The sequence below is a fragment of the Paenibacillus sp. J22P169 genome (assembly GCF_059691995.1).
This window is the reverse complement of record NZ_JCAUAO010000002.1, coordinates 334,314-356,706: the sequence shown is the minus strand read 5'-3', so window position 1 is coordinate 356,706 and position 22,393 is coordinate 334,314. Positions and strand designations below refer to the sequence as shown.

17 protein-coding genes and 2 pseudogenes are annotated in these 22,393 nt (G+C 42.1%); 7 read left to right on the top strand and 12 right to left on the bottom strand.

Annotation, left to right across the window (positions count from 1 at the left end; translation table 11 throughout):
* Positions 1-74: 74 nt before the first annotated feature.
* The 7 genes from AC58QG_RS15985 to AC58QG_RS15955 all read right to left on the bottom strand — a co-directional run bounded on the left by AC58QG_RS15985 (position 75) and on the right by AC58QG_RS15955 (position 10,679).
* Positions 75-1,685 carry an RCC1 domain-containing protein gene (locus AC58QG_RS15985; RefSeq protein WP_497363110.1) on the bottom strand — a complete coding sequence of 537 codons (1,611 nt, stop codon included), beginning with the start codon at positions 1,683-1,685 and terminating at the stop codon, positions 75-77.
* 205 nt (positions 1,686-1,890) lie between these two features.
* A complete protein-coding gene (locus AC58QG_RS15980; protein ID WP_497363109.1) occupies positions 1,891-2,307 on the bottom strand; it encodes a DUF4274 domain-containing protein in 417 nt (138 codons plus the stop codon).
* 451 nt (positions 2,308-2,758) lie between these two features.
* Positions 2,759-3,256, bottom strand: a complete 498-nt coding sequence (locus AC58QG_RS15975; RefSeq protein WP_497363108.1) for a hypothetical protein — start codon at positions 3,254-3,256, stop codon at positions 2,759-2,761.
* 554 nt (positions 3,257-3,810) lie between these two features.
* The gene (locus tag AC58QG_RS15970) at positions 3,811-6,480 is read right to left on the bottom strand and encodes an S-layer homology domain-containing protein (RefSeq protein ID WP_497363107.1); all 2,670 of its coding nucleotides are present in this window, start codon (positions 6,478-6,480) and stop codon (positions 3,811-3,813) included.
* Positions 6,481-6,666: 186 nt separating this feature from the next.
* Positions 6,667-7,416 carry a stalk domain-containing protein gene (locus AC58QG_RS15965; RefSeq protein WP_497363106.1) on the bottom strand — a complete coding sequence of 250 codons (750 nt, stop codon included), beginning with the start codon at positions 7,414-7,416 and terminating at the stop codon, positions 6,667-6,669.
* 297 nt (positions 7,417-7,713) lie between these two features.
* Positions 7,714-9,771 (bottom strand): response regulator transcription factor, encoded by a 2,058-nt coding sequence (locus AC58QG_RS15960; protein WP_497363105.1) that lies wholly within the window; start codon positions 9,769-9,771, stop codon positions 7,714-7,716.
* A 659-nt stretch (positions 9,772-10,430) separates the two neighbouring features.
* Positions 10,431-10,679, bottom strand: coding sequence for a hypothetical protein (locus AC58QG_RS15955; RefSeq protein WP_497363104.1), 249 nt, complete (start codon positions 10,677-10,679; stop codon positions 10,431-10,433).
* Positions 10,680-10,932: 253 nt separating this feature from the next.
* On the opposite strand from AC58QG_RS15955, the gene AC58QG_RS15950 reads away from it, so the two are divergent.
* From AC58QG_RS15950 to rocF, 4 genes are all read left to right on the top strand, one after another.
* A complete protein-coding gene (locus tag AC58QG_RS15950) occupies positions 10,933-12,264 on the top strand; it encodes a spore germination protein (protein WP_497363103.1) in 1,332 nt (443 codons plus the stop codon).
* Positions 12,261-13,370, top strand: coding sequence for a GerAB/ArcD/ProY family transporter (locus AC58QG_RS15945; protein WP_497363102.1), 1,110 nt, complete (start codon positions 12,261-12,263; stop codon positions 13,368-13,370). The genes AC58QG_RS15950 and AC58QG_RS15945 overlap by 4 nt, the downstream gene beginning before the upstream one ends.
* Entirely contained in the window at positions 13,367-14,473 is a 1,107-nt protein-coding gene (locus AC58QG_RS15940) for a Ger(x)C family spore germination protein (protein ID WP_497363101.1), read from the top strand. Before AC58QG_RS15945 ends, AC58QG_RS15940 begins: the two co-directional genes overlap by 4 nt.
* Before the next feature lie 417 nt (positions 14,474-14,890).
* The gene (rocF, locus tag AC58QG_RS15935) at positions 14,891-15,802 is read left to right on the top strand and encodes an arginase (RefSeq protein WP_497363460.1); all 912 of its coding nucleotides are present in this window, start codon (positions 14,891-14,893) and stop codon (positions 15,800-15,802) included.
* A 297-nt stretch (positions 15,803-16,099) separates the two neighbouring features.
* On the opposite strand, the pseudogene AC58QG_RS15930 reads toward rocF, so the two are convergent.
* The 4 genes and pseudogenes from AC58QG_RS15930 to AC58QG_RS15915 all read right to left on the bottom strand — a co-directional run.
* Positions 16,100-16,396 (bottom strand): annotated as a pseudogene (locus AC58QG_RS15930) (MBL fold metallo-hydrolase); the annotation flags it as partial.
* Positions 16,397-16,469: 73 nt separating this feature from the next.
* A complete protein-coding gene (locus AC58QG_RS15925) occupies positions 16,470-16,964 on the bottom strand; it encodes a hypothetical protein (RefSeq protein ID WP_497363100.1) in 495 nt (164 codons plus the stop codon).
* A 105-nt stretch (positions 16,965-17,069) separates the two neighbouring features.
* Positions 17,070-17,193 (bottom strand): annotated as a pseudogene (locus AC58QG_RS15920) (glutathione-dependent formaldehyde dehydrogenase); the annotation flags it as partial.
* Positions 17,194-17,688: 495 nt separating this feature from the next.
* Entirely contained in the window at positions 17,689-17,955 is a 267-nt protein-coding gene (locus tag AC58QG_RS15915; RefSeq protein WP_497363099.1) for a hypothetical protein, read from the bottom strand.
* 399 nt (positions 17,956-18,354) lie between these two features.
* On the opposite strand from AC58QG_RS15915, the gene AC58QG_RS15910 reads away from it, so the two are divergent.
* The 3 genes from AC58QG_RS15910 (at position 18,355) to AC58QG_RS15900 (ending at position 20,526) form a co-directional block, all read left to right on the top strand.
* On the top strand, positions 18,355-18,897 hold the full coding sequence (locus AC58QG_RS15910) for a hypothetical protein (protein ID WP_497363098.1): 543 nt from the start codon (positions 18,355-18,357) through the stop codon (positions 18,895-18,897).
* Positions 18,898-19,068: 171 nt separating this feature from the next.
* Complete coding sequence (thpR, locus tag AC58QG_RS15905; protein ID WP_497363097.1) at positions 19,069-19,683, top strand: RNA 2',3'-cyclic phosphodiesterase; 615 nt, start codon at positions 19,069-19,071, stop codon at positions 19,681-19,683.
* A 117-nt stretch (positions 19,684-19,800) separates the two neighbouring features.
* Positions 19,801-20,526 carry a polysaccharide deacetylase family protein gene (locus tag AC58QG_RS15900; protein ID WP_497363096.1) on the top strand — a complete coding sequence of 242 codons (726 nt, stop codon included), beginning with the start codon at positions 19,801-19,803 and terminating at the stop codon, positions 20,524-20,526.
* A 168-nt stretch (positions 20,527-20,694) separates the two neighbouring features.
* Here the strand turns inward: AC58QG_RS15900 and AC58QG_RS15895 are convergent, their stop codons facing one another.
* On the bottom strand, positions 20,695-22,317 hold the full coding sequence (locus AC58QG_RS15895) for a PAS domain-containing sensor histidine kinase (protein ID WP_497363095.1): 1,623 nt from the start codon (positions 22,315-22,317) through the stop codon (positions 20,695-20,697).
* Positions 22,318-22,393 lie beyond the last annotated feature (76 nt).

Here is a 22,393-nt window from a genome sequence, read left to right as displayed (position 1 = left end):
CCTTCTTTGGTTGATATTGAACTAACGTTCTCCCGATAGTTGAATAAGTAGCCAATTATAACCTTTGCCACTAATCAATGTATCTTCAAATCAATAAGTTTGTTATTCTCATCCCATATAACTTGTCCACCGAAGGATTCAGTGATAAAACGCAATGGTACAAGCGTTAATTCATTCTTAATAAATGGAGCTTGATCTAGGTGCACTTTTTCATCGTTGATAAATGCCGTTTCTGAATTGACTGAAAGCTTCACCCTTACATTTCCTCTTGTAGCTGAAATAGTCTGTGTAGTGCTCTCCCATTGGATGGTTGCTCCAAGCGACTCAAATATTTTTCGAAGAGTTACCATTGTTGTTCCATTAATTATGTCTGGATATTGCTGAAAAGATAATATTTCCCCATTTAATCTCACTTTAAAAATTGAGGGTATGACCACTTTTATGGGTTCATCAAAACTCCATCCCCCTGGGCCTACTTGCCCCACCTGATTAAACCCCCAAGCCCAAGCGTTACCATTATTATCTAACGCAACTGTTTGTGTACCGTCATAATAATAACGGTTTCCACTGATTTGAATTATCGAATTTATATTTGAATTAAGGGTTAATTCCGGCACATCCTTGTAACTACCATTGCCGATTTGACCCAGATTATTCTTGCCAAGCCCCCAAATGGATCCATCTTTCTTCAAAATAATCATAGAATGATCCGCATAATTCATCTGAGAGGAAAGCAGTATCGTCTTTACGTCGGAAAGCGTGGGTACTAGTTCCGGAATAGAATGAATAAAGGATTGATTCTGACCATTCAATTTAAAGATATCAGGCCCCCACTGAAATACAGAGCCATCCTCTGTTATAGCAGCGCTCGAACCTCTTCCAAGAGTCATGATTTCTTTAACAGTTCTCGTTATTTTAACTTGTATAGGAATATAACTCCCTGTATCTAATACACCTGTCCCAAGGGAGCCATCTTCATTCAGCCCCCAAGCCCAAACCGTTCCATCTTTTTGAAGTGCTAAGCTGTGATTTATACCGGCTGCAACTTGAATGACATCACTTAGACCACTTACCTGAACTGCGGTCGAATGGATTGTACGAGAATCCCCACTTCCAATCTGTCCAACCATATTACTCCCCCATGCCCATACCGTTCCATCCTTTTTCAAGGCGAGAACATGAGATGCTCCTGCGGAAACAGCGACAACATCTTTTACATTTTTTACTTGTACCGGTTTGGTTTCATCATATTTTAACCATCTTTTTTGTAGGTCTATTGGAGATAATTCCATGTTTTCTTGATTGCCCAATTGTCCTGTATGACCATGTCCCCATGACCAAACGGTTCCATCTTTTTTTACAACAATTGCAAAGTCAGTCCCTGCCGAGATAGAATTGACATCTGTTAATTCTGATATCCTCTGTGGTTTTGCTCGATAGTTTTTTGAAAATTCACCGTCACCTGTTGTGCCATCTGCTAACTGACCATATGTATTATCACCCCAAGCCCAAACCGTTCCATCCGTAAGTAACGCTAGATTATAACAATAGCCCGAGGATATTTGGCGTATATCTCCTTTTTCTGTTTCTGCATAAGTTATATCTGTTAGAAAGTAACTTGCAAAAATAATAACGGACAAAGAAACAATAAAAAATTTTGCAGTTATTTTATTAACCTGAGCCACAATACTTCCTCCTATGATAAATAATCAAATAAATTACAAAATAAATACCTAGCTAACATCCAAGTATTTTATTCGTCAGGAAAAATAGATTTCCTTTTTCTGTAATAAGGTTCACCGCACTCCAGTTAGCGGAGCAACAAAAAGCGGCTGCCGAAGCAACCGCTATTGAACTAAAGTTATCCGTTAGTTGAATGGTTAACAGTGGTTAGACCCCATCAAAAATGATTTCGGGTATGTTTGGATTAGCCTTTATTAATTTGTATTTTTGTACTTTAGTCAACTCTGGTTGGTAAGGAACTTTCGATATACTAAAATAATTATTTATTAATTTGTTTAAAAGGTTACTTACGAATGCAACCCATTCTGTTTGTCCTGTTGTCATATCCTTATTAGTCTCTAAGAGTATGTAACCGTCAGCCCTGTAGAACAACAATAGTGCTGTTCCAAACTCGCAGTTTCCATTTTCCACTATCCAGTTAGGCACTTCAAAACCGTTATCCCAATTATAATTCAGTGCGATGGCATGCAATAATTCTGGGTTTTCAATGCGACTGATTGCTTGTTTTACGTATGAAAGATTCTCATTCTCCAAAAGCTCAGTAATCCATTCTGTACTAGACATTGTATCATCTCCCCGCAGAAGGATTATATCATACTCCGTTCAACTATCCTGCCCGTTACTTTAACGAGGCTGCCGATTCATGCCGGCAGCCTCGAACTGATTCTTATTGAACAAACGTTTTCTGTCCCTCAGTATTAAGGATTTATCTCACGTAAACTCTAGCGTAAAAACATCTAGTGTCCATATCCGTGTGATGCTTGAGAGAGATACGCTATGATAACAACAAAAACAAGGATAACACTCATTAATATAAGAGCGTAGCCTGTCAATCGTGCTGTCAAATTCCTTTTATACAATTTAGATTTCCGTATAAAGAAAAATCCAACTCCTAGCAACAATGCTATAATTATTCCAACGTAATCGTCCAAGCAATCATCCCTTATCTTGACTATCATTTTGCTTTGCCAATTGAGCTATCGTTCACCGTTAGCTTAGTTACGGAGAGAATAAACTATTGTACAGGAAGATCAAGTTCTAGACGGAGTTGATGTACGTTCTTTTCATTTTTTTGGTATTCTTCTCTTCCTTTTTTAAATCGTTCGATCATTTTTTCTGATTCTTCTGCCTTTTTGAGATACGTATCGTCGTTATATCTTTTCGCAGCATCCTTAAATTCATTGACACCCATTGAATAGTTTTCAATGGCTTCATCTAATCGCTTGGCGAAATTTTCAGTATCGTCAGGATCAGCTTCTAGTTCGAGCTTTCTTGTTTCATTACCGAGACTCTTAACTTTAATACCTTGTTGGTTTTTTGCATCTTTGTCCTCTCTTGTTTGGTCAGGCATCGCGTCCAATAAATTGTGCTCAATATGTTCCTTATCCTTAGCTACCTTAGCTAGAGCTTTCAGAGAGGCTACATCTTTATCAGCTAGTGCGGAAATAGAAAATATACTTGCCCCAACTAAACATGTAACTGTAATGGTAATTAGTTTTGTTTTTAATTTCACGAATTTCCCTCCTCTGTCGTCATACTTTATACGATTCCATTACTTGGAAGTTGCATTAATCTGCCCGTTAGCGCAATGACGGCTGCCTTGCGGCAGCCGTTTTGTGTTGAACTATCGTTCTGCGAATAAAGAATACCAACGAAGTTTCACCTTAATGATTACTAATATACCCTGCTTTTAACAGAGCTTGTAGATAGTATAAAATTTATTGATTTTCTAATGTACATTTTTATCCTCTAAAAGTTTTTAGAGTGGAGCTGCTGAATGCAACAACCTTCGTGCTTTGTGAGTGTTCAGTTGACTGGTTAAGACCTTAGCGTCGTGAAAGTTATGATTATCGTACATAACAGTAAAGCATTCGGGTAGTGATTATCCCGTTTCAATTGATTGAACTATCGTTCTGCACTAGTGTAATGGTTAACTTGGATCCAAGGGCGCCGAATAGCCCAATTGATTAAAAAAGTGCAATTCCTCAACTTCGAGAAACTGCACTTTTAAAATGTGTAAAGGTTCAATTCAATATTCAATCTAAGACTCGGTCAAATTGACGTAAGTTACCTTATACCAAAACTCGGTGTAGCCGATTTGATAGGAGTAGCGTTGCTTTGAGTACCATTATTATTCACTGTTGTGACCTTGTAGTAGTACGTTGTACCAATTGCGGCTGTTGTATCTGTGAAAGTCGTACCGCTAACTTTGGAACCGATGGTCTGGTACGTACCGTTCGCAGCGTCCGAGCGCATTACGTTATAGCCTGTTGCGCCTACAACCGCGTTCCAACTGAGGATAACTTTCCCGCTACCTACGTTTGTATCTGCATTGAAATTCCCAGGAACAGCCGGTTTGACCAATAGGTCTAAGGGTACTTTTGGTAGATTAACTCCTGGTGCTGGCTCTATTTCTACTATGTTACTCAAAAAAACATATACCGCATTGCTATCTTCGCTCTTTCCGCTACTATCCTCTGCTGTGACGATGTAGCTATATCCGTTAAGGAAAGAAGCCGATTTATCCGTGAACGTAGTAGCGTCAATATAATTTGCTATCGTCTTATAATCATTGCTGGAACCTTCAGCTCGCTTTACGTTATACCTAGGGAAGCCACTGAGTATGCTGCCAACTGAATCCCAGTTGAGAATGACATTTGAGCCGTCAAATACTGCGGTTAAATTCTGAGGCGGGGTAGGCACTACTTTAACCTTTAAAGTACTGGGAGGTGTGCTTTCACCATGATCATTCACTGCTGTAACTTGATAATAATACGTACTACCTTTATGAGCTGTTGTATCAGTAAATGTAGTACTTGGAAGGTTGGAGCGAATTGTCTTAGGCTGACCGCCAGAATCATCCAAACGCTTCACGTTATAGCTCGTTGCATCGTTAACGGTGTCCCAGCTCAGTTGAACATCGGTTCGATCCACAAAGAGTTGATTAATCTGACCAGATGAACCGTAAGCACCGTACACTCTAATTAATTTGGCACTTAAGTTACTAGGCGACGGCGGTGGTGGACAATGGATATCTATCTGATATAGCGGATAATTCAAGCCATCCTTGCCAAACAAATCCTTTTCGAATTCATCCTCTGCAAAGTACAGATCATAGCCTGCGTATGCACGCAATTTGAGAAAAGCATCAACATCGATAGAATCACATCGCCCCTGTTCGTAATACCGATTATAGCTTGCTTTAATCCCAGGATTAAGTCCAATTCCAGCATATGCAATATCTGATAAAGTCAGTTCCAACTGAAATTCTGGACCAACAGCAAGACTGGCATCAAACAAGGAGTTCACATCTAACGTTGCTGTATTCGTTGTTTTATCTATAGGTTGGAAACCATTACTAAGCGAATAACTCATACCTTCTTCAAGATGGAATCGATCCTCGAATTTGATTTCTAATGAAGCTCTAAAATCAGGATCGATTCTCAAGAATAGCTGTACTTTTATAAATACGAAAGGGATAGGAGTGGTCTGATAATATGCTTCCGTCAACGGAATGAATATGGGCTCGTTTAATGCTTTATTAGCACTCACTGTCACATTCGTTGTGATGTCTCCAATCAGCACCAATTTGGCATAGAAATCAGAATCAAACCAATCAAAATCAAGACCAAGATCTGCATTTACCCCTAAGTTACAGAAATTCATGTGCGCATCGAGAACAATTCCTTCGTAATTTAGATTATTCATATCAATCGGGAAACATGGCAAGGTAAAGGACGTATCCAGTTTGGCTACATCGTTCGTCTTAATTTGGATAGAAGGATCGGCGGGGATGAGCATCTTTGGATTTATGGGCTCTATGGTATGCATGTCAAGCTTAGAAAAAACTTCCTTAACCTTGGGGACTGATGTTTTCACAACAAGGGAACCATTCTCCTCACTAACGGATACCACTTTTTTTGCAATACCGCCAAAATATGTGTCGTTCGGAGGCATTATAAACACATCGCCAACATCTAATTTCAAATCCGGATCGTTAATGACCCATGTAACGTCGTCTCGTTTCGAATAACTCGTACTCTCGCTTTGCTTCACTTCTGATTTGAATTCAAAAATTGTGCGAGTAGCGTCTTGCGGCAATTGCTCCGGTGAATAATGAAGGGCGCGTACTAACATAACCGCTGCTTCCGCTCGGGTAGAATTATTTCCGCCCTTGAATGTACCATCTGGATATCCTTGAATAATCTCCGTTCCTAACGCTGCTTCAATCAAGTCACGATTCCTCGTAATATCCGCTTGATCCTTCACATTTCCAAGTAATTTCTCTTCCTGTTGCGGCGGAAGCTGCAGCGCTCTTACAATCCAAACCGCCATTTCATAACGTGTAATGGGCTGGCTCGGCTTAAAGCCGTCTGGAAAATCGGTGAGAAGCAAAATGCCGTTCATTACTCCTGCAGCTATATAGGGTACAGACCAACGCCCCTGTTCAACGTCTTTGAAAGGAACATAGCTGGAATTTTGCGGATATTTCCTTAGCTCTACAAGCATTTTCAGAAACTGCTCCCGTGTTACATTGCCAGTAGGTTGAAACGATCCGTCTTCGAATCCAGCCACGATATTTGTTGCGGAAAGTTCCATAATTTCGTTGTAAGCCCAATGCGACTGAATGTCGCTGAATGTAACAGATTTCCTCCCTCCATTGTTATCGCTTTCAGCAACAGCAAGATACGGAGTGATTATGCTGAACAGCATCAGAAAAATGGATGTCAAGATCAATGATTTATAGTTTCTTCTAAAAATAATAACACCTCCCCATTTTATTAGAAAAAGCAAACCTCGGTTGCATAGGCGAACAGGATACAGCACGGCAATTTTCAAAAATTTGGCGCTAATCGTATCACTTCTACTATTGATTTATGATTCCAGTTAAGGAACCACAGGATTGCTTGGTTTCGTATCCGTTTACGGAGATTTCTGCAGCTGGGGCCGCGGAGCAGAAGAAATGGGGTCATTCGTAACATAGCTGTCCTTCAGTACATAGATGAGCGGATAATGCCCCCCCTGGAACGTTGGCGTATATCCATATACCTTAGCATATCGGCTGCCCTGCAAATCTACGGCTACATCCTTGACTTCACCCTTGATCAGATTGATTTCACTGGTCAGCTCCTGATTATCGCCGTTATATACTTTGAGACTCATATTTTCTTTGGCTACGACGTTCAGATGCAGCGTATTAAACTTTTCCCCGAAATCAAATTGCAGATACAGACTATCTCCTAGATTGCGGCCGCCGGCAAAAGCATAAGCGCCGTTGTATTGTTGACCCGAGAATACAAGCTGTTGTTTATCAATGATATCGTAAAATTCCAGACTATGATCCTCGGCTCTGATTCGATTATCGTAGAAGGTTACACCCTTGCCCGTCTTGCCAAGCAGGATGGTGTTCGTTGCTGCGTCGAAAGACACAGGCACGTTGAATGTATTCGCGACAACCCGAAGCGGCAAATACGTCGTGCCTTCATAGGTGATCGGAAGCACCTCGTTTCCCGCTTCATCTATCGGTCGCCAAGCCGCCCCGTCTTTCAGAAATTTGACTTCTCCGTTCAAGTAGGCGCTAATCTGTTGCAGCGAACTCGCTGCGTAGGCTCCTGTCGATAGAGACAGCAGCGAAGCGCCTAGCACCATTGAGACGACCTTCCATTTCTTCATCCACATATCCTCCCCATAACAAACGGTTTATGATTGTAACTTATTATGCTTTGCTAGACACCTTGCGAATGAACGACCCTTCAATAACGGCACATCCTTTCAAAATCCAATTTCGTTTGCAACCGTCAACGATTAAAGAATATCATGCGTACAAATGGAAAAATAGTATACGAAAGTTGTATTTGAGTAGTACGCCTTCTGTGAACCTAGCGCCCCTCTCCCTAGCGCAAACCAATGATCGGCACTCTCCCCTTGCAAGCCAAAGAGCCGCCATAACGGCGGCTCCTCTGCCATACATCAAGTTGACGACTGTTCAGATTGCCGTCTTCTTGTCGCTGACGACATTTTACTAAACAAATGGGTCAATTGCGTCCGGTTTTTAACTTCCATCTTTCGGAAAATATTCGACAAATGCTTCTTCACCGTAGTTTCGCTAAGATGCAATTGGTCGGCGAGTTCTTTGTTGGAATAGCCCTCCGAGATCTGCTCTACAATTTCTCTTTCCCGCTTCGTCAAACACTTAAGCGCTTCAGCTTCCTGATTCTCCGCTTGCTCATCTTCCGACGGCACTCCGAACGAAGTCAACATTTTATTCAAATAATCCTGAATTCGCCCCCCTCGCGTGTCCAGAATGTAGTAAGGGGCCTGTGTAATGCCGTCATAATCGCAGTGGAACACGTCCGTCGTCTCCTCGAAGCCGAGACTGGTCATGATGGCGCGAGAGATTGGGCTTGGAATAGGAGCCGCAACGACGTATCCATTGGCCAGACTATGGCTAACCAGAGTGAACAAAGAAGATTGCATCATCAGCTCATCGGCAAAGTCATAGACGTCAAGCGTCTTTATAAAGTACCCGGAGTTCGTATGAACCGGCACCATCAGCTCCTTCAGAACGTGCTCCGGCAAATGGTTGAAGTAAGCCGACGAGAGCGGCCTTGATTGCAAATAAGGTATCGTACCTTGATGGATAGGAATAATCTCCATGACACCGCAGATCACCCCCTGGTGATCCCTGATTAGCTTGACGCAGCCGTAGCCTAGATCGTACAGCTCCTGCAGGCGGATTTGCTTCAGTACATTGAGGCTGTCTTTCTTGGAGATGACAAAATGCTGCTGTTCCTTCGTCTCCCGGTTCATGAAGACGAGCACCGCATCTTTTGCCGTACGCTTCCTATGTTCAATATACTGCTCCGCTTCCTGCCAGTTATAGGGGTTCAGCAGCTCTACACTGTAGGAGATCGACTTGCGGAACAGTAGAAATTGAAGAAATTGATTGCCGATATAGTAGATGAATTCCGCAATAGCCGGGTCTGCTGATTTTTTTCGCGATGTCTGTTTCAATTTGTTGCTGTAATAGCGAATACAACGATTCCAAAGCTCCCCGTAGTAATCGGGCCTCCTTAAGCGCAATTCGCTTCCGATAGCGTCGCGCAGCAGATCGTGCAGCATCCAGCCGCTACCCCGTCTCTGGATGAAAGAGAAATCGACGAGTTCCTGGAAATTTTTAGTCAGAATTGGCTTGGCTGCCACATAACTGAGCAGCTCCTGATTAAAATGCCTGAGCAGCGCGGCAATCTCGACCAATTCACGCATTTGTGGATCGGGCACTTCTTTCAGCCAGACGTTTACGACATGCTTGAAAACTTCTTCCTCCTGCAGCAAACCTTTATGCAACGTATGGGTCATTGAGGTGGAGACGAACAACACCATCGTCAACGGGTGGCCATTCGTTCTCTCCCACACGCGACGAACCTGATCTTCCTCGCCCATACCTCTGCGCTGTAGAAACAGTCTGACTGCCTCGTAATCAAGTTCGGCAATCGGTACACGATGTATGGTTGGACTTCCCGGCAAAGGCAGCAGCCATGCTCCCTGCAAGGCGTATCTGCCGGAAATGACGACCAGAATAGCCGCGTCCAAGCGCCCCAGGAATTGCTCTCGCAGCCAGTGGTGAATATCTCCGGCTTCTTCAAACGTATCCAGAGCAAGCACGACTTTCCTTTCCTTCGCCAGCTCTTGAAGCGAATTCAAAGATGCGTCCGTCAATTCGGATATATCCGCGGCTCTCTCCGCCTCGGACAAGGAAATGCACAGCGCGCGCAACAGCTGCAAGCAAAAATCACGCGGTCCCAGCAACAGCTCATGGCAGTCCATGACGACACATTGAACATCCGCCATCGCGGAGAGACGGAAATATTCATTCAGCAAGTAGCTCTTGCCCACTCCTCCGGTTCCGTACACATTCATAATTCGTCTGGTACCGTCGCTGACGGTAAGCTGCTCCAGGAAAAATTCAACTTCCCGCTCTCTCCCGACCATATAGTTCCGATCTACATGTTCGATTCCGCTCCCCATCCTCAGCTCCCCCTCAACTCTCCTTTTCAACCAATAGCCCTCTTTAGTTCCATCCTTTAGCGACGACCGGTTTTTTTGGCTACCAAATATCAACTTCCATACATCCATCTCCTTCTTTTGTTTTAAAGGGGCCTTCATAAATTTTGTAAAGTCGGCATAATATACCACTTAAATTATAGCCGAGATCCGGAGATTTGATTGTCACATTATAGATGATTCCATCAGATGTTTTGTCAAGTTCGGGCGAATTAATAAAAACCCCCCCAATCATTGAGATTAGCGGTACTTAACCCTATCGTCGAATCCCCAAGAAAGACGCTTGTCCGATATAGCGTTATATACGGAGACGATTTCGAAGTGGCCGCGTTAGCCCCGGTGCTCTCCTGTGCTTGAGAATGACCACTATGTATACTCATTTTTTGCACTAATACCTCTCAAAAAAAGGGATTTTACGCACTCGATATCACCATTCGCAACTGCTCTACAGATATTATCATCCAAGACTATCCCCCCTTTTAAGCGGATTTTACCATGAATGACCATTTACGTAATCTGCCCGTTAATTGAATGAAAACAAGGAGCAGCTGCCGTGGCAATCTGCTCCCTGTTATTGTGCTATCGTTATCCGTTAGCTTAATGACTGTTTTGTTCCTTCGTCTTTACTTCGTCTTTACTTTCTCTTCATCTTGCCTTTGGACCATATCAGCATGGATCTTTCTAAGCTCTTCTAGGCTTTCGCCTACGTCCTTGGCTACCTCTTCCACCTGCTTTGCAGCCTTGATCTGATTGAAGGCTAAGCCGGATACATTTTCACGATCAATATACTTGATCTCCCTATACATCAAAAACCCGATAGTACCGAATATGATGAACATAACAAGGGCTGCATATATTCCAATCATCATCATTCACCCCATACACGAAACATGCTCATATAATGCCTCATATAATGCCCTATACATACACTTAGGATACGTGGTGCAGGGTTATGTGTTGTTGCTTGCATAACTGCCCTTTAGCTTAATGGCAATATGATCTAAATGCGCCCGTTCTTCAGTAGCCTTATGATGGTCAAGGATTTTTCGTTTTTAAAGCGTATTTCCTCCCAGTGCATGAATTCCTAAATTCTGGTCACTATAAGCCAAGAAGGAGGGGGAAATATTGCCAACCGTTGATATCGCTTCGATTCAAGAAGCCCTCTGTCATACCGACGATTTTATCATTCGAGAACTGAATATAGGCGAAGACAAAGCCACGCTTCTGTATTTGGAAACGATGTGCGACAAGGCAAAAATTGAACTTAGCCTTCTTAAGCAGTTACAGCGTGAGTCCAATGATGGGCAAGTAGCGATGCGCATGGAAGAACTGCTGACCGCCACCAAAGTAAAGCCCTGCCTCTCGGTGCAAGATGCTGTTGACGCTCTGCTCGAAGGCAGTGCCATAATCTGCAGCGAAGCAGTCGGTCTCTGCTACAGCTTCGATGTCAGTCAGCAAAACAGTCGCTCTCCAGAGGAGCCAGTGAATGAGCGCTCCTTAGCCGGCAATCGAGACGGTTTCGTTGAGCATTTGCAGACAAATCTGAATCTGGTTCGCAAACATCTGTCCACTGGTGAACTCAGAGTGCGTTATTTCAAGCTGGGCATGAACGCCAAGCGTCTAATCGCTATGGTATGGTTGGATGGAACAGCCGATTCGGGTATCGTAAATATTGCAGCTAACCGTATATCATCAATGTCATCATCACACGACTTGCACCCCGGCCTAATTCGGAAGCAGCTGCGGGAAAGCAAGTATTCCGTCTTTCCACAAACCCTCAGCACGGAACGCGTTGATTTCGCGGCCGCTCTGCTGGCCCGCGGAAGAATCTGCGTGCTTTGCGACCGAAGCAGTTCATGCCTTATTCTGCCCGTTTCTTTTTATACGTTCATGTTGACGCCAGACGACCTCATACAAGGCACTTTTCCCTCGTTATTGATGAGGATGGTCAGAATAATTGGATTGCTGTTCGGCATATTTCTGCCAAGTCTTTATATCACAATTTCCGGCTTCAATTATGAAGTCCTTCCGTTCTCGATGGTTAACACCATCAAGGCCTCCCTGGAAAACGTACCCTACCCGCCGATATTTGAAGTGTTACTCATGATAATGATTTTCCAGCTCATTGCTGAGGCCACTCTCCGTCTGCCCTCGACGCTTGCCCAGATGACGGGTATCGTCGGCGGTATCACCATCAGTGAGTCACTCGTTCAAATTGGTTTCGTGTCCAACATCATCATTGTTATCATCGCGCTTACGACGATCGGGAAGTTTGTGATTCCATCGACAGAATTACGCTCCTCAACGACGATGATGCAGTTCACACTTATTATCGGGGCAACAATCTTGGGCTTTTACGGTATTGTATTCGTTTTTGTTATCATGCTCATCCACTTCCTTGCCCTGGAACCATACGGCGTCCCGTACTGTTTGCCGGTCAGGAGCATCAAACGATGAAGACCGTGAATATGCCCATCGGTCCCATTCAGTTGTTCTGCCTGCTGTTCCAAACGCAATTCGGTCTTGGGGTCTTATCTCTCCCGCATGCGGTTAACGCCGATGCTGGGTCGGACGGCTGGATTGCCTGCTTGTTGGGTGGCCTATTGAATACCATTCTATTGATCCTGGTCTGGATGCTTAGCGAGCACGACAGGAGCAAAACCGTGTTCCAGATGCTATTACAGCGGCTCGGCCCGTACTTAGGACGCTTATTCATTCTGGCGTTTGCCGTCTATTCGTTTACCATATGCTATGAAGCCCTTGCGAGTTGGATTTTTATAACGCATTTATGGGCTTACGAGAATACTCCTTCTTGGATGCTGGCGCTGCTGCTCGTAGGCGGATGCACTTATCTCGTTTCCAATCCGCCACGTGTTTTTGCCCGCTTCGCCGTGTTCGCCACGGCGTTCGTTCCATTGTTCATCGCACTGATCTGCTATACGCTTAAGGATGCCGAGTTGCACTTTGTGATGCCTCTATTTTCTTCCGGCTTATTAAAAATCGGCTACAGCACTTGGCAAAGTATGATGTCGTTTATAGGCTTAGAAATTCTTATGGTTCTTTCGCCTTGTTTTCAAATGCCGTCTAAATCCGTCTTGCGCACTGCGATTTTCTGCAATATCACAATCACAGCCATCTATATGCTCTGCGTGTTCTCTTCGACGGTCATCTTCAACTCCGAAATGATCAGTTTCATCCGACATCCGCTGCTGTTTCAGTTCAAAACGATATCGTTTAAGCTCATCGAGCGAACGGATATCATCGTGCTGGCTGTTTGGATCCTGTTTATTATCACTACATTATCTACTTATCTGTTACTGTTTGTATCCTCGGTGACTGCCATCGCAAGTTCCAAGAAAGGAATCAAACTTCCGGCCCTGCTCGTGAGCGCGCTTGTCTTGATCGTGCTTGGCCAACGGGAGCTGGATATCTCGCAATTATCCCGCTTCCAAAGCTTCGTCTCCCTTTATGGGCCAGCAGCGGCATTCGGGATCCCGGCAATGATGTTGATGATGATCTACCTTAAAAGATGGCTATCAGGGGGGAAAGGAGTTCGAACATGAAGCCGCACATAGGAATCTTGCTCCTGGTTCTCCTCCTTCCAGGGTTGACCGGGTGCTGGGACCAACGCGAATTGAAGGAAATACGGATCGAGGATGCAGAAGCCTACGACTTGCTCGAAAACGGCAAGATTCTGTTTTCTATATCCGTTCCGACCATTAAGTTAAAGAAACAAGCTCAATCCGAAGTCGCTGTGCCAATCATCAGCGCTGAAGGAAGGACGATTAACGAGGCTTACGTGGAAATTAAGAAAACGGCTTCCCAAAATCTAGATTTCGGGAAAACACGCATCTTACTCATCAACAAACGATTGGCACGAAAAAGCTTGTATCCCGCGCTGGAGTCGTATTATCGAGAAGCCCATAGTCCGATCAATGTCAAAATGGCCATCGTGGATGATTCCGCAAGCAAGTTGCTGCAATTGAAAGCGGAAGATCGCTTGATGGTCAGTGAGTATCTTTACGAATTGCTACAGAGCGGCGAAGATAACGGTCTGATTCCGAAAGCCTCTCCTTATTTAATTTATTCGATGTTAATGGAAACCGGTACCGACGCTACGATTCCGATTGTCAATCCAAAGGGTGAAGATCGGGCTAAAATAACGGGACTCGCGCTATTCCACAACAAGCAGATGTCCGGCGAGCTCGACAGCAAAGCATCCATGGTCTTCATCATGCTCTCGAAATTCAACCCTGATTACTTCACCATCACCGAGAAGGACATTTCTCAAAACATGTATGTTTCGCTGTTCATGGACCGAGACGGCAAACGTAACATTGCCGTCACAAACGACAAGGACTCCGTCAAGGCGGTTATAAGTGCCGACTTCACTTGTAACCTAGTAGAAGTGCCAGATACTATTCACGTCGATGATGATATGCTGAAGAAGCTCGGCTCGCAATTGGAGCAAAAGTTGAACGAAAGGGCGAAGGAAGTCATTAAGGAGCTGCAACAAGCCAATTGCGATGCCTTAGGTATTGGGTTGGAAGTAAAAGCGCATCATTATCGTTATTGGAAAACAATTCAATGGGACAAGGTATATCCCGAAATGTCCATCGAACCCAAAATCACCATAAACATCGTCAAAAGAGGCCTTTTGGAGTAAGGCAAAACCGCATAATGATAAAATCTGTGTTTAAAGAATCGCTCTCAGATACTCGCTTCGGGCTAGCTACCCAATGCATGTTGAGACCTGCGATATCACTAAACTCCCTCGGAGAACAATAGCTCATAACAATAGGCTAGGCTACCGAGATGCTCGGATGTGGCTCGTGCACAAGACTTTCGAGGAGTCGAACACGGGAAACCAATTTCATTTAAGAATAACCGTGAAGGATTTGAATTATTCGTTATCCCGTACCAAGTCGAGTCTCAGCGGCTTGAATGTCATTTACTGGGGAATTGTCTGTCCGCTCATAGTAAAGAATGTTGGTTACATGTAGATTGGGAATGTTAGTCAAAGGAGCGGAGCCTGAGGATTTATCATCTAAACATTCAATCAAAAGGAGTGGATCCGATGCGTATCAAACCGAAAATAGCTGCTATCAGTGTCAACTTTGATCTTGGAGCAGGCCGCCGGGGCGCAAGTCATGGACCTAATACCATTTTTGAAGCAGGGTTACTTCAGTCGTTACACCAAATGGATTATACCGTTGATCACGTTGCTGATCTTCGTCTGGATAATGAACCAGCAGTTCCCTTAGATGCTCAAGTGGAAACGACGAATTTGAAACATTTCGCTGAGGTTATTGAGATCAATACCCAACTAGCTGAACAGATTTCTAAAGTCGTGAGCCAAGATTATTTCCCACTCATTATCGGCGGAGATCATAGTATTGCCATTGGCACAATTGCGGGATTATCTAATCATTATAAGCAGTTAGGGGTCATTTGGATTGATGCACACTCCGACTTAAATTCAGCAGATACAAGCCCATCTGGAAACATACACGGCATGTCACTTGCTGTCAGCCTTGGCATCGGGCATCCCTTATTGACCAACATGAAAGGTATAAATCCGAAGGTGAAACCAGAAAATATTGTGCTTATCGGAGCTCGATCTCTGGATGAGGGTGAGAAGAAACTAATTCGCTCCCTTGGTATCAAATGCTTTACCATGTACGATATTGACCGCAAAGGCATGGCACATGTGATGCAAGAAGCAATTGATTATATTAAATTAAGAACAGATGGCGTTCATCTCAGCTATGATGTTGATTCTGTGGATCCTGATGAGGCACCTGGCACAGGGACTGCCGTCAAAGGTGGACTTCACTTTCGCGAAGCTCATCTCGCGGTCGAAATGCTGCATGAAGCAGGTATTGTGACGTCTGCTGAATTTGTTGAGGTGAACCCGCTACTCGACGATAGCAACAAAACCTCCGAGTTAGCGGTAAGCCTTATCAGTTCCTTCTTCGGTGATCAAATTCTATAATCGACTACGCAGGACTCCTTTCAGTTGTTTATTTATGTAATAATTAAACAGTTCAAAAGGTTCATTTTTAGCGTTTCTAATTCGCATCAGATATTTTTCAATGAGTCTCATTCAACCAAAATAAGTGTTACGTGATAACTTTAATTGCATTATACTGCCCGTTAGTTGAGAAAAGGCAACCGATCCAAAAGGGTCGGCTGCCTTTTCTTGTTGTTATTGAACTCTCGTTCACCGTTAGTTCAGCGATCTATGATTAAATAATACAATATTTGTCTAGATCATAAGCCAATAAGATCCGTTAAAAGGTCCATATTTCTCACCAATCTCTTTAAAATGCACATCATATCCACCATCCCCACTAATATAGAAACTTGTATTTTTTCCAATGATGACCCAACCGCCCCATAAAGTAGTATTTTTATTAAATATCCCTCTTCCCGAGTAATGTTTTGGTGGAGTCAACGCAATGGTTAAACCTTGGTACTCCATTTCATCCCACCAATAAAGCTCTGTGATTTTTTCTTTTGCAACTCCCCAGCGTATCAAGCGATTACTTACACCATAAGGAACAAAGAAATGATCTACCTTACTTTTATAGCTTCCTTTTTAATGTCGGTTGCCAAGAACTTGATGTGTTTCCTTTGATAGGGCGCTTAAAATGGTTGACTTACATTGTCGTTCCTGGTGACTGAGTTGTTTTATTTGTTTTAATAATCACTTCAATTCCTGGTTTTGGATAATTTTCCTGTTCGAAATTCTCCGGATCCTTTATTGACCACGTAACGTAAGTTAAATATTCGTCATTTGGCGCACGAACTTCCTCAAATTCCGTTACAAGCTCTTCCCCAGAAGCTATAATTCTATATATGAGAGAAAGATTTGCTATATTTGCAGCTACTTTTCTGTCAACAATATTTACAGTACTGATATTGCCTGGCTGAAGCTCAACACCTAAAGCAACGTTACCTGTATTAAGATTCCTGCCAGGTTCGGCATCATTAGTGTTAGCTCCTTGCGCCAATCCGATCTTGCAAACGTAAATTGTTGATTTATTGTTTAGCGCAAACTCATGAGTACACTGTGCTTCCATATATGCCTTGTACTCCTTTTCAAAATCTTCTCTTTTTAGTTCCTCCGGTTTTAATTGCGCTAATTCTGTCATTATCTTTAATCGCTCCTTACATATTTTTGTTTGAATTTTATATGCTCATTTTTAAACCGTATGTGCAGCCTATGGCTGATCACATCGGATCAAACACACTTTCCTTAATCTGACGATATAGTGAATAATAGGAGCTTGTCCCAATTTCACAGTAATATTAAGGCTAAACAGATCACCAAAAGGAAATGCGTTAATAATTTGCCCCATATACACCATTTACTTGTATAGTATCATTCGAATGGTCACATTGGCTTTCCAGTTTCATTTATTTACTCCCTTGTTTAATTCCATGTATTCTTGTTTGCTGACCTATCCACGGTCGTTCACTTTGATAGTCACCTTTTGCTCTTGCACCACTTTGTTATTGAAAGCAAGCATTTAATGGTAATCTGTGCGGATTACTTCATTTCTATCCCAAGCACCGAATCCAAGAGTAATGAAAAAGTGAGCAGAAGCCCTTCAAAGTAATAGGGTTCTGCTCACTTTTTTCTAGTTTATCTTATATAAATGGAAAAACAATGTATATACGAAAGAACTTTAAGGTAAAAGTTAATACCGAAAGCAACCAGCTATTGAGAAAATGATGTTATTATGAAGCCATCGTCTTCGCCGGCGACCTGAAGTTTATAAGAAACAGCTCACGCCTGGAGCACGATTTGGAATGAAACTGTATGCAATTGTTCCGCTCTTCTGCCCGTTAGCTCAATGAAATTCAGATTGTTTTTTATTTACTGTGTTCTATATATTTATTCGCAAAAAAAGTAACATCATCCGTAAATTCTAAGTGTTCATTTAGTCTAGTTTCACTTACAGTAACTCTCCAAAGTAAACCATATTCATAAAACACCAATCTTGAGTTTATAATTTCATATTTCCCAGCTCCCAAATGAGAGTAAACTTTCTGCTTTGCTTCTCTTTGTAAGATAAGAACACCTATCAAGCAAACAACCATGAGGATAAGCAAAAAACATATATTTTTTTTCATCATCACATCTACACAGCTCCTATTGAATAACTATTACCTCCAACCCTTTAATAAATTAGACATTATATCAATAGCAATAGTTGCATTATGAATTGTTCCGATTAGTATCATTACAAATCCAACCAGCCCAATCAGTAATGCCCAAATGCGGGGATTTGTTTTTTTCTAGTTTTTTGGACATCCTAAATAATTATTTGAACCCCCTTGTTGGAGGTGGTGACATGAAGTCAAATAGAACTCTCCACATGTGTTTTTCAATATTTTTGGTTCACTATCATAAGTACAATCTTGTTATGAATACTACTGGTTTAATTTCGTGTTTAATTATCGTTTGTTATTCAATTTATAAGACAATTAGAGTGTCGTGAATGCGTTTCTCTTAAGATGTTATCTTGGAGGTAAGATATGTCGAGTTTCGAACTTGTATTTAAACCTGAAGCAGAGTGTAACCTTGTGAACTGCTTCAAAGAAGGCGATGTTGATTATTCCTATTGGGGCAGGTTAGACATTTTAATTGATGGGGAATCATTTTTCAGGAATTACACTAATAAAGTATTGTCAACTCCTTTAATGCCCATGATTGAAGCTATTACAGAAGCCCTTTCGATATTGAAGAATGAACGAATGGCGATTATTGAGGAAAGTACGGGTCAAATCAATAAAACAATTGTTTGTGTACTTGACGATAAAGGAGAAAATGTTATTATCGCACTTTGTCTGGAGTGGGATGAATCTCCTACTTGGTATGATGGGGAAAAAATTACTTCTTCCAAAGAAATGCCTCTATCCCCTTTTAACCTTATTAACAAAGAGGACTTCGTTATTGGATGTATTGAAAGCATTAGAACTTTCCTTCAATCCCTTGTTGAAATAAATCCACAGCTAAAAGATTTACCGCAGTATAATACATGGCATAAAATGCTTTTGACTACATTTATTGCAGGTTAAAAACATCATCATTGGATGGTGCTTTTTTATGTAAGGTGTTATAATCAACAACCCCAAGTCAACTGCTGTCTCTAGATAGTACATGCATAGAGACAATGAATTAGTCTGTCCAAATCATGGGTATGCTATAACTGAGCTAGCATAACCTTACGATGGACAAGCGAGGGTATTATGAATCCTATCAATCAGGTGCGTTTATTTGTTGCTGTGCCGATCCCATCCGAAATTAAGTCTGTGGTCGCCGGCTGGATCGATGAAATCAAACCTCATCTGCCTTTTCGCAAATGGGTTCATCATGAGGATCTGCATATTACGTTGCAGTTTCTCGGAGAGACACCGTCAGAACGTGTACCACACATTACTCAAGCTCTTCAAGAAATATCGGACGTATCTAGTCCTATCTCGCTGCGTGTGGAATCCCTTGGCTTATTCGGCCGACCGACCCAGCCTTCTGTAATGTGGGCCGGTGTCGGAGGCGACTTAGAAGGGCTTAACAGCCTAAATCAACGGGTAGCCTGCGCACTTACGCCGCTTGGCTTTACGCCTGAAGAGCGCCGCTTTCATCCGCATCTGACGCTTGCACGCAATTATTCTGGTACGATTCCATTTGATCGAAATAAGCTGAGTGATTTTCCGGTGCCTCCTTCTCCCCAAGGAAACATCCTCGAGTGGAAATCAAAAGAAGTTACACTTTATCGGAGCCAGTTGAACAAGCGGCCAATGTATGAAGCAATCACGATCGAGCAAATTCCCATGTATCTTCTCCATCGTGAAAATCAAGTTTAGTATTAAATAAACAAAAAGAAATCTCACTTTGTTAAAATGTAGGTTTCACCCAGCCATTTATTTTGAACAATTGGTGCATCCTAATCTTGAAAATTGAACTAAAATCAGGAGGCAACAATGAGAACGATACTAAATTTTTGTATTTGTTTTTTGTTATTTCAGTCTGTTGGTTACGCCGCTCCCCAAAAAGACCGGTCTTATTATGAAACGAGAGGAGAAGTCGTCTGGGAAATATCTACCGATGAGAAAGTGATCGCCTTAACATTCGATGACGGTCCTCATCCGAGTTATACACCTCAGATCTTGGACTTGCTCAAGCAGTATCATGCTAAAGCCACTTTTTTTGTGGTTGGGAATAAAATAAAACTTTTTCCTGACGTGCTCAAACGAGAAGTAAACGAAGGACATGAGATAGCCAATCATACATATAGCCATGCTTTTCTTTCTAAACGGACAAACATGAAAAATGAAATTAATAAAGCAGAGGAAACCATTTTCTCCGTCGCCGGGATTCGATGTCATTTATTTCGTCCCCCTGGAGGCTTTTATAATGAGGGGCTAGTCAGTATTGTCAAGCAAGAAGGATATAAAATGATAATGTGGTCTTGGCATTTAGATACGAAGGATTGGAGTAGGCCAGGGGTCAATAAAATTGTAAATAAAGTTTTAACCAATTCGAGCAGCGGGGATATCGTACTGTTCCACGATTACGTGGAAGGTCATACACAGACCATCGAGGCTCTAAAAAAAATCTTGCCCGAATTGGAAAAGAGGGGGTATAGGTTTGTTACCGTCTCCGAGTTATTAACCTATCGAAAGGCAGTCCCTGCTAAGAATCCGTAGACGATCAAGAGACTTGCTGCTACGGCATGCCATTATGCCATTGAACTAGTGCTTGTAGCCAAGTTAAGGGACTGTCAGTTCGTTAGGATATTGGGTCAAGTATCGTCCCTTATATCCGTAAAATAATAAACCGCGCTGCGCGCGGTTTATTATTATCTATAATTTTTTCTATATTGGCAAAATAAGATCAACAGTTGTTCCCGCATCGATCTGACTTTTTATAAGGAGAGTCCCACGATGCGCTTCAATGATTTTATGACATACCATTAATCCTAATCCGGTCCCTTTTTCTTTTGTCGTGTAAAAGGGTTCGCCTAACATCGGTAATCTTTCTTCCGAGATTCCACAGCCTTCGTCAATAAAACGAATAATAATTTTATTGTCGACTACCCTCATTTGAATAATGATATCCCCCCCACCTGTCATCGCCTCAATCGCATTTTTAAGAATATTAATGAATACCTGTTTTAATTGATTTTCCTCACAATTGATTAAAGGAATGTCGTCCTCAATAATCTCAGTATGAATTTGTACTTTACTAAGAATTGCTTGTGTGTCTAGCAGCGATATCACATCATGAAGAGTTTTTCTAAGATCCTTCATCTCAAAATTGACTACTTGCGGTTTGGCAATAACCATAAATTCGCTCACAATATCATTGATTCGATCCAATTCAGTTAACATGATTTGAAAAAACTCTTTATATCCATCAACCCTCGTTTGTAATAATTGAACAAATCCTCTAAGTGAGGTCAACGGATTTCGAATTTCATGAGCAACACCAGCCGCAAGCTGCCCCACTACCGAAAGCTTCTCTGATTTAAGCAATAGTTCTTCTGTTTGCTTACGTTCTGTGATATCTTTTGCAATACCGTAAACACCATCAATTTTATCGTTGACAATAATAGGAACCAGTTTCAAGTTTACTTCCACGTTTGTCCCATCTTTATGTGTGATCGCAATTTCAATGTTATTTGATTCACCTTTTACCGCCTTTTCAAACTGATGCGATGTTTTCTCTTGATCTGGAGCGACAATGAAGTGAACGAAGGATTGATTATGAAGCTCTTCCTTCTGATAGCCCATTATCTTCTCAGTAACAGGATTACTATGAAGCATACACCCGTTTAAATCTAACGAAAAAATGGCATCAGGATTATTATCTACAAGCGATTTATAACTTTGTTCTCTTTCTTCCAGCATACGCTGGGCTTGTTTACGCTCAGATATATCCCTACATAAAAGCTGTACAGCCGGTTTACCAAGGAAGACAATAGGAACTCCTCTAACTTCTACATCAAAAACTTGACCATCCAAGCGAAAAAATTTCTGATCAATGGGATCCGTTGGTTTTCCTTCCTCTGAGACTTGCCTAATACGTTTCTTCGCAATGTCTATAAAGTCTGGATGAACGAAATTAATGACTGGTTGACCCATAAGTTGATCTGGTCTAGTTGCCCCAAATATTTTAACTCCAGCAGGGTTAATATAGACAATATTTCCTTGACTGTGAACAAGTACCGGTTCTGGCGAATGTTCCACAAGTATTCGATAACGTTCTTCGCTTTCGGTAAGCGCCTTTTTCAAACGTTTGACCCAAAAATAAAGAATCAAGGCCGTACTTAGAACATAAAATAGCCCCTTCGAGGAATGTATAGTAATTGCCGCTGACATGTTCAGTGTGTCCATTAATCTATCAGATAGGAGTACCCATAAACAACCAATAAACACATAGACAAAAGTGATTTTAAAAGGAGTATTGAACCTTGCTGCCTTTGATATATTATGCATATGTAACTTCCTTAATTTTTCATTTTTTTTTGAACATGCGTTGAAACATAAATGAGTAGCTAGTTGATTATACCAG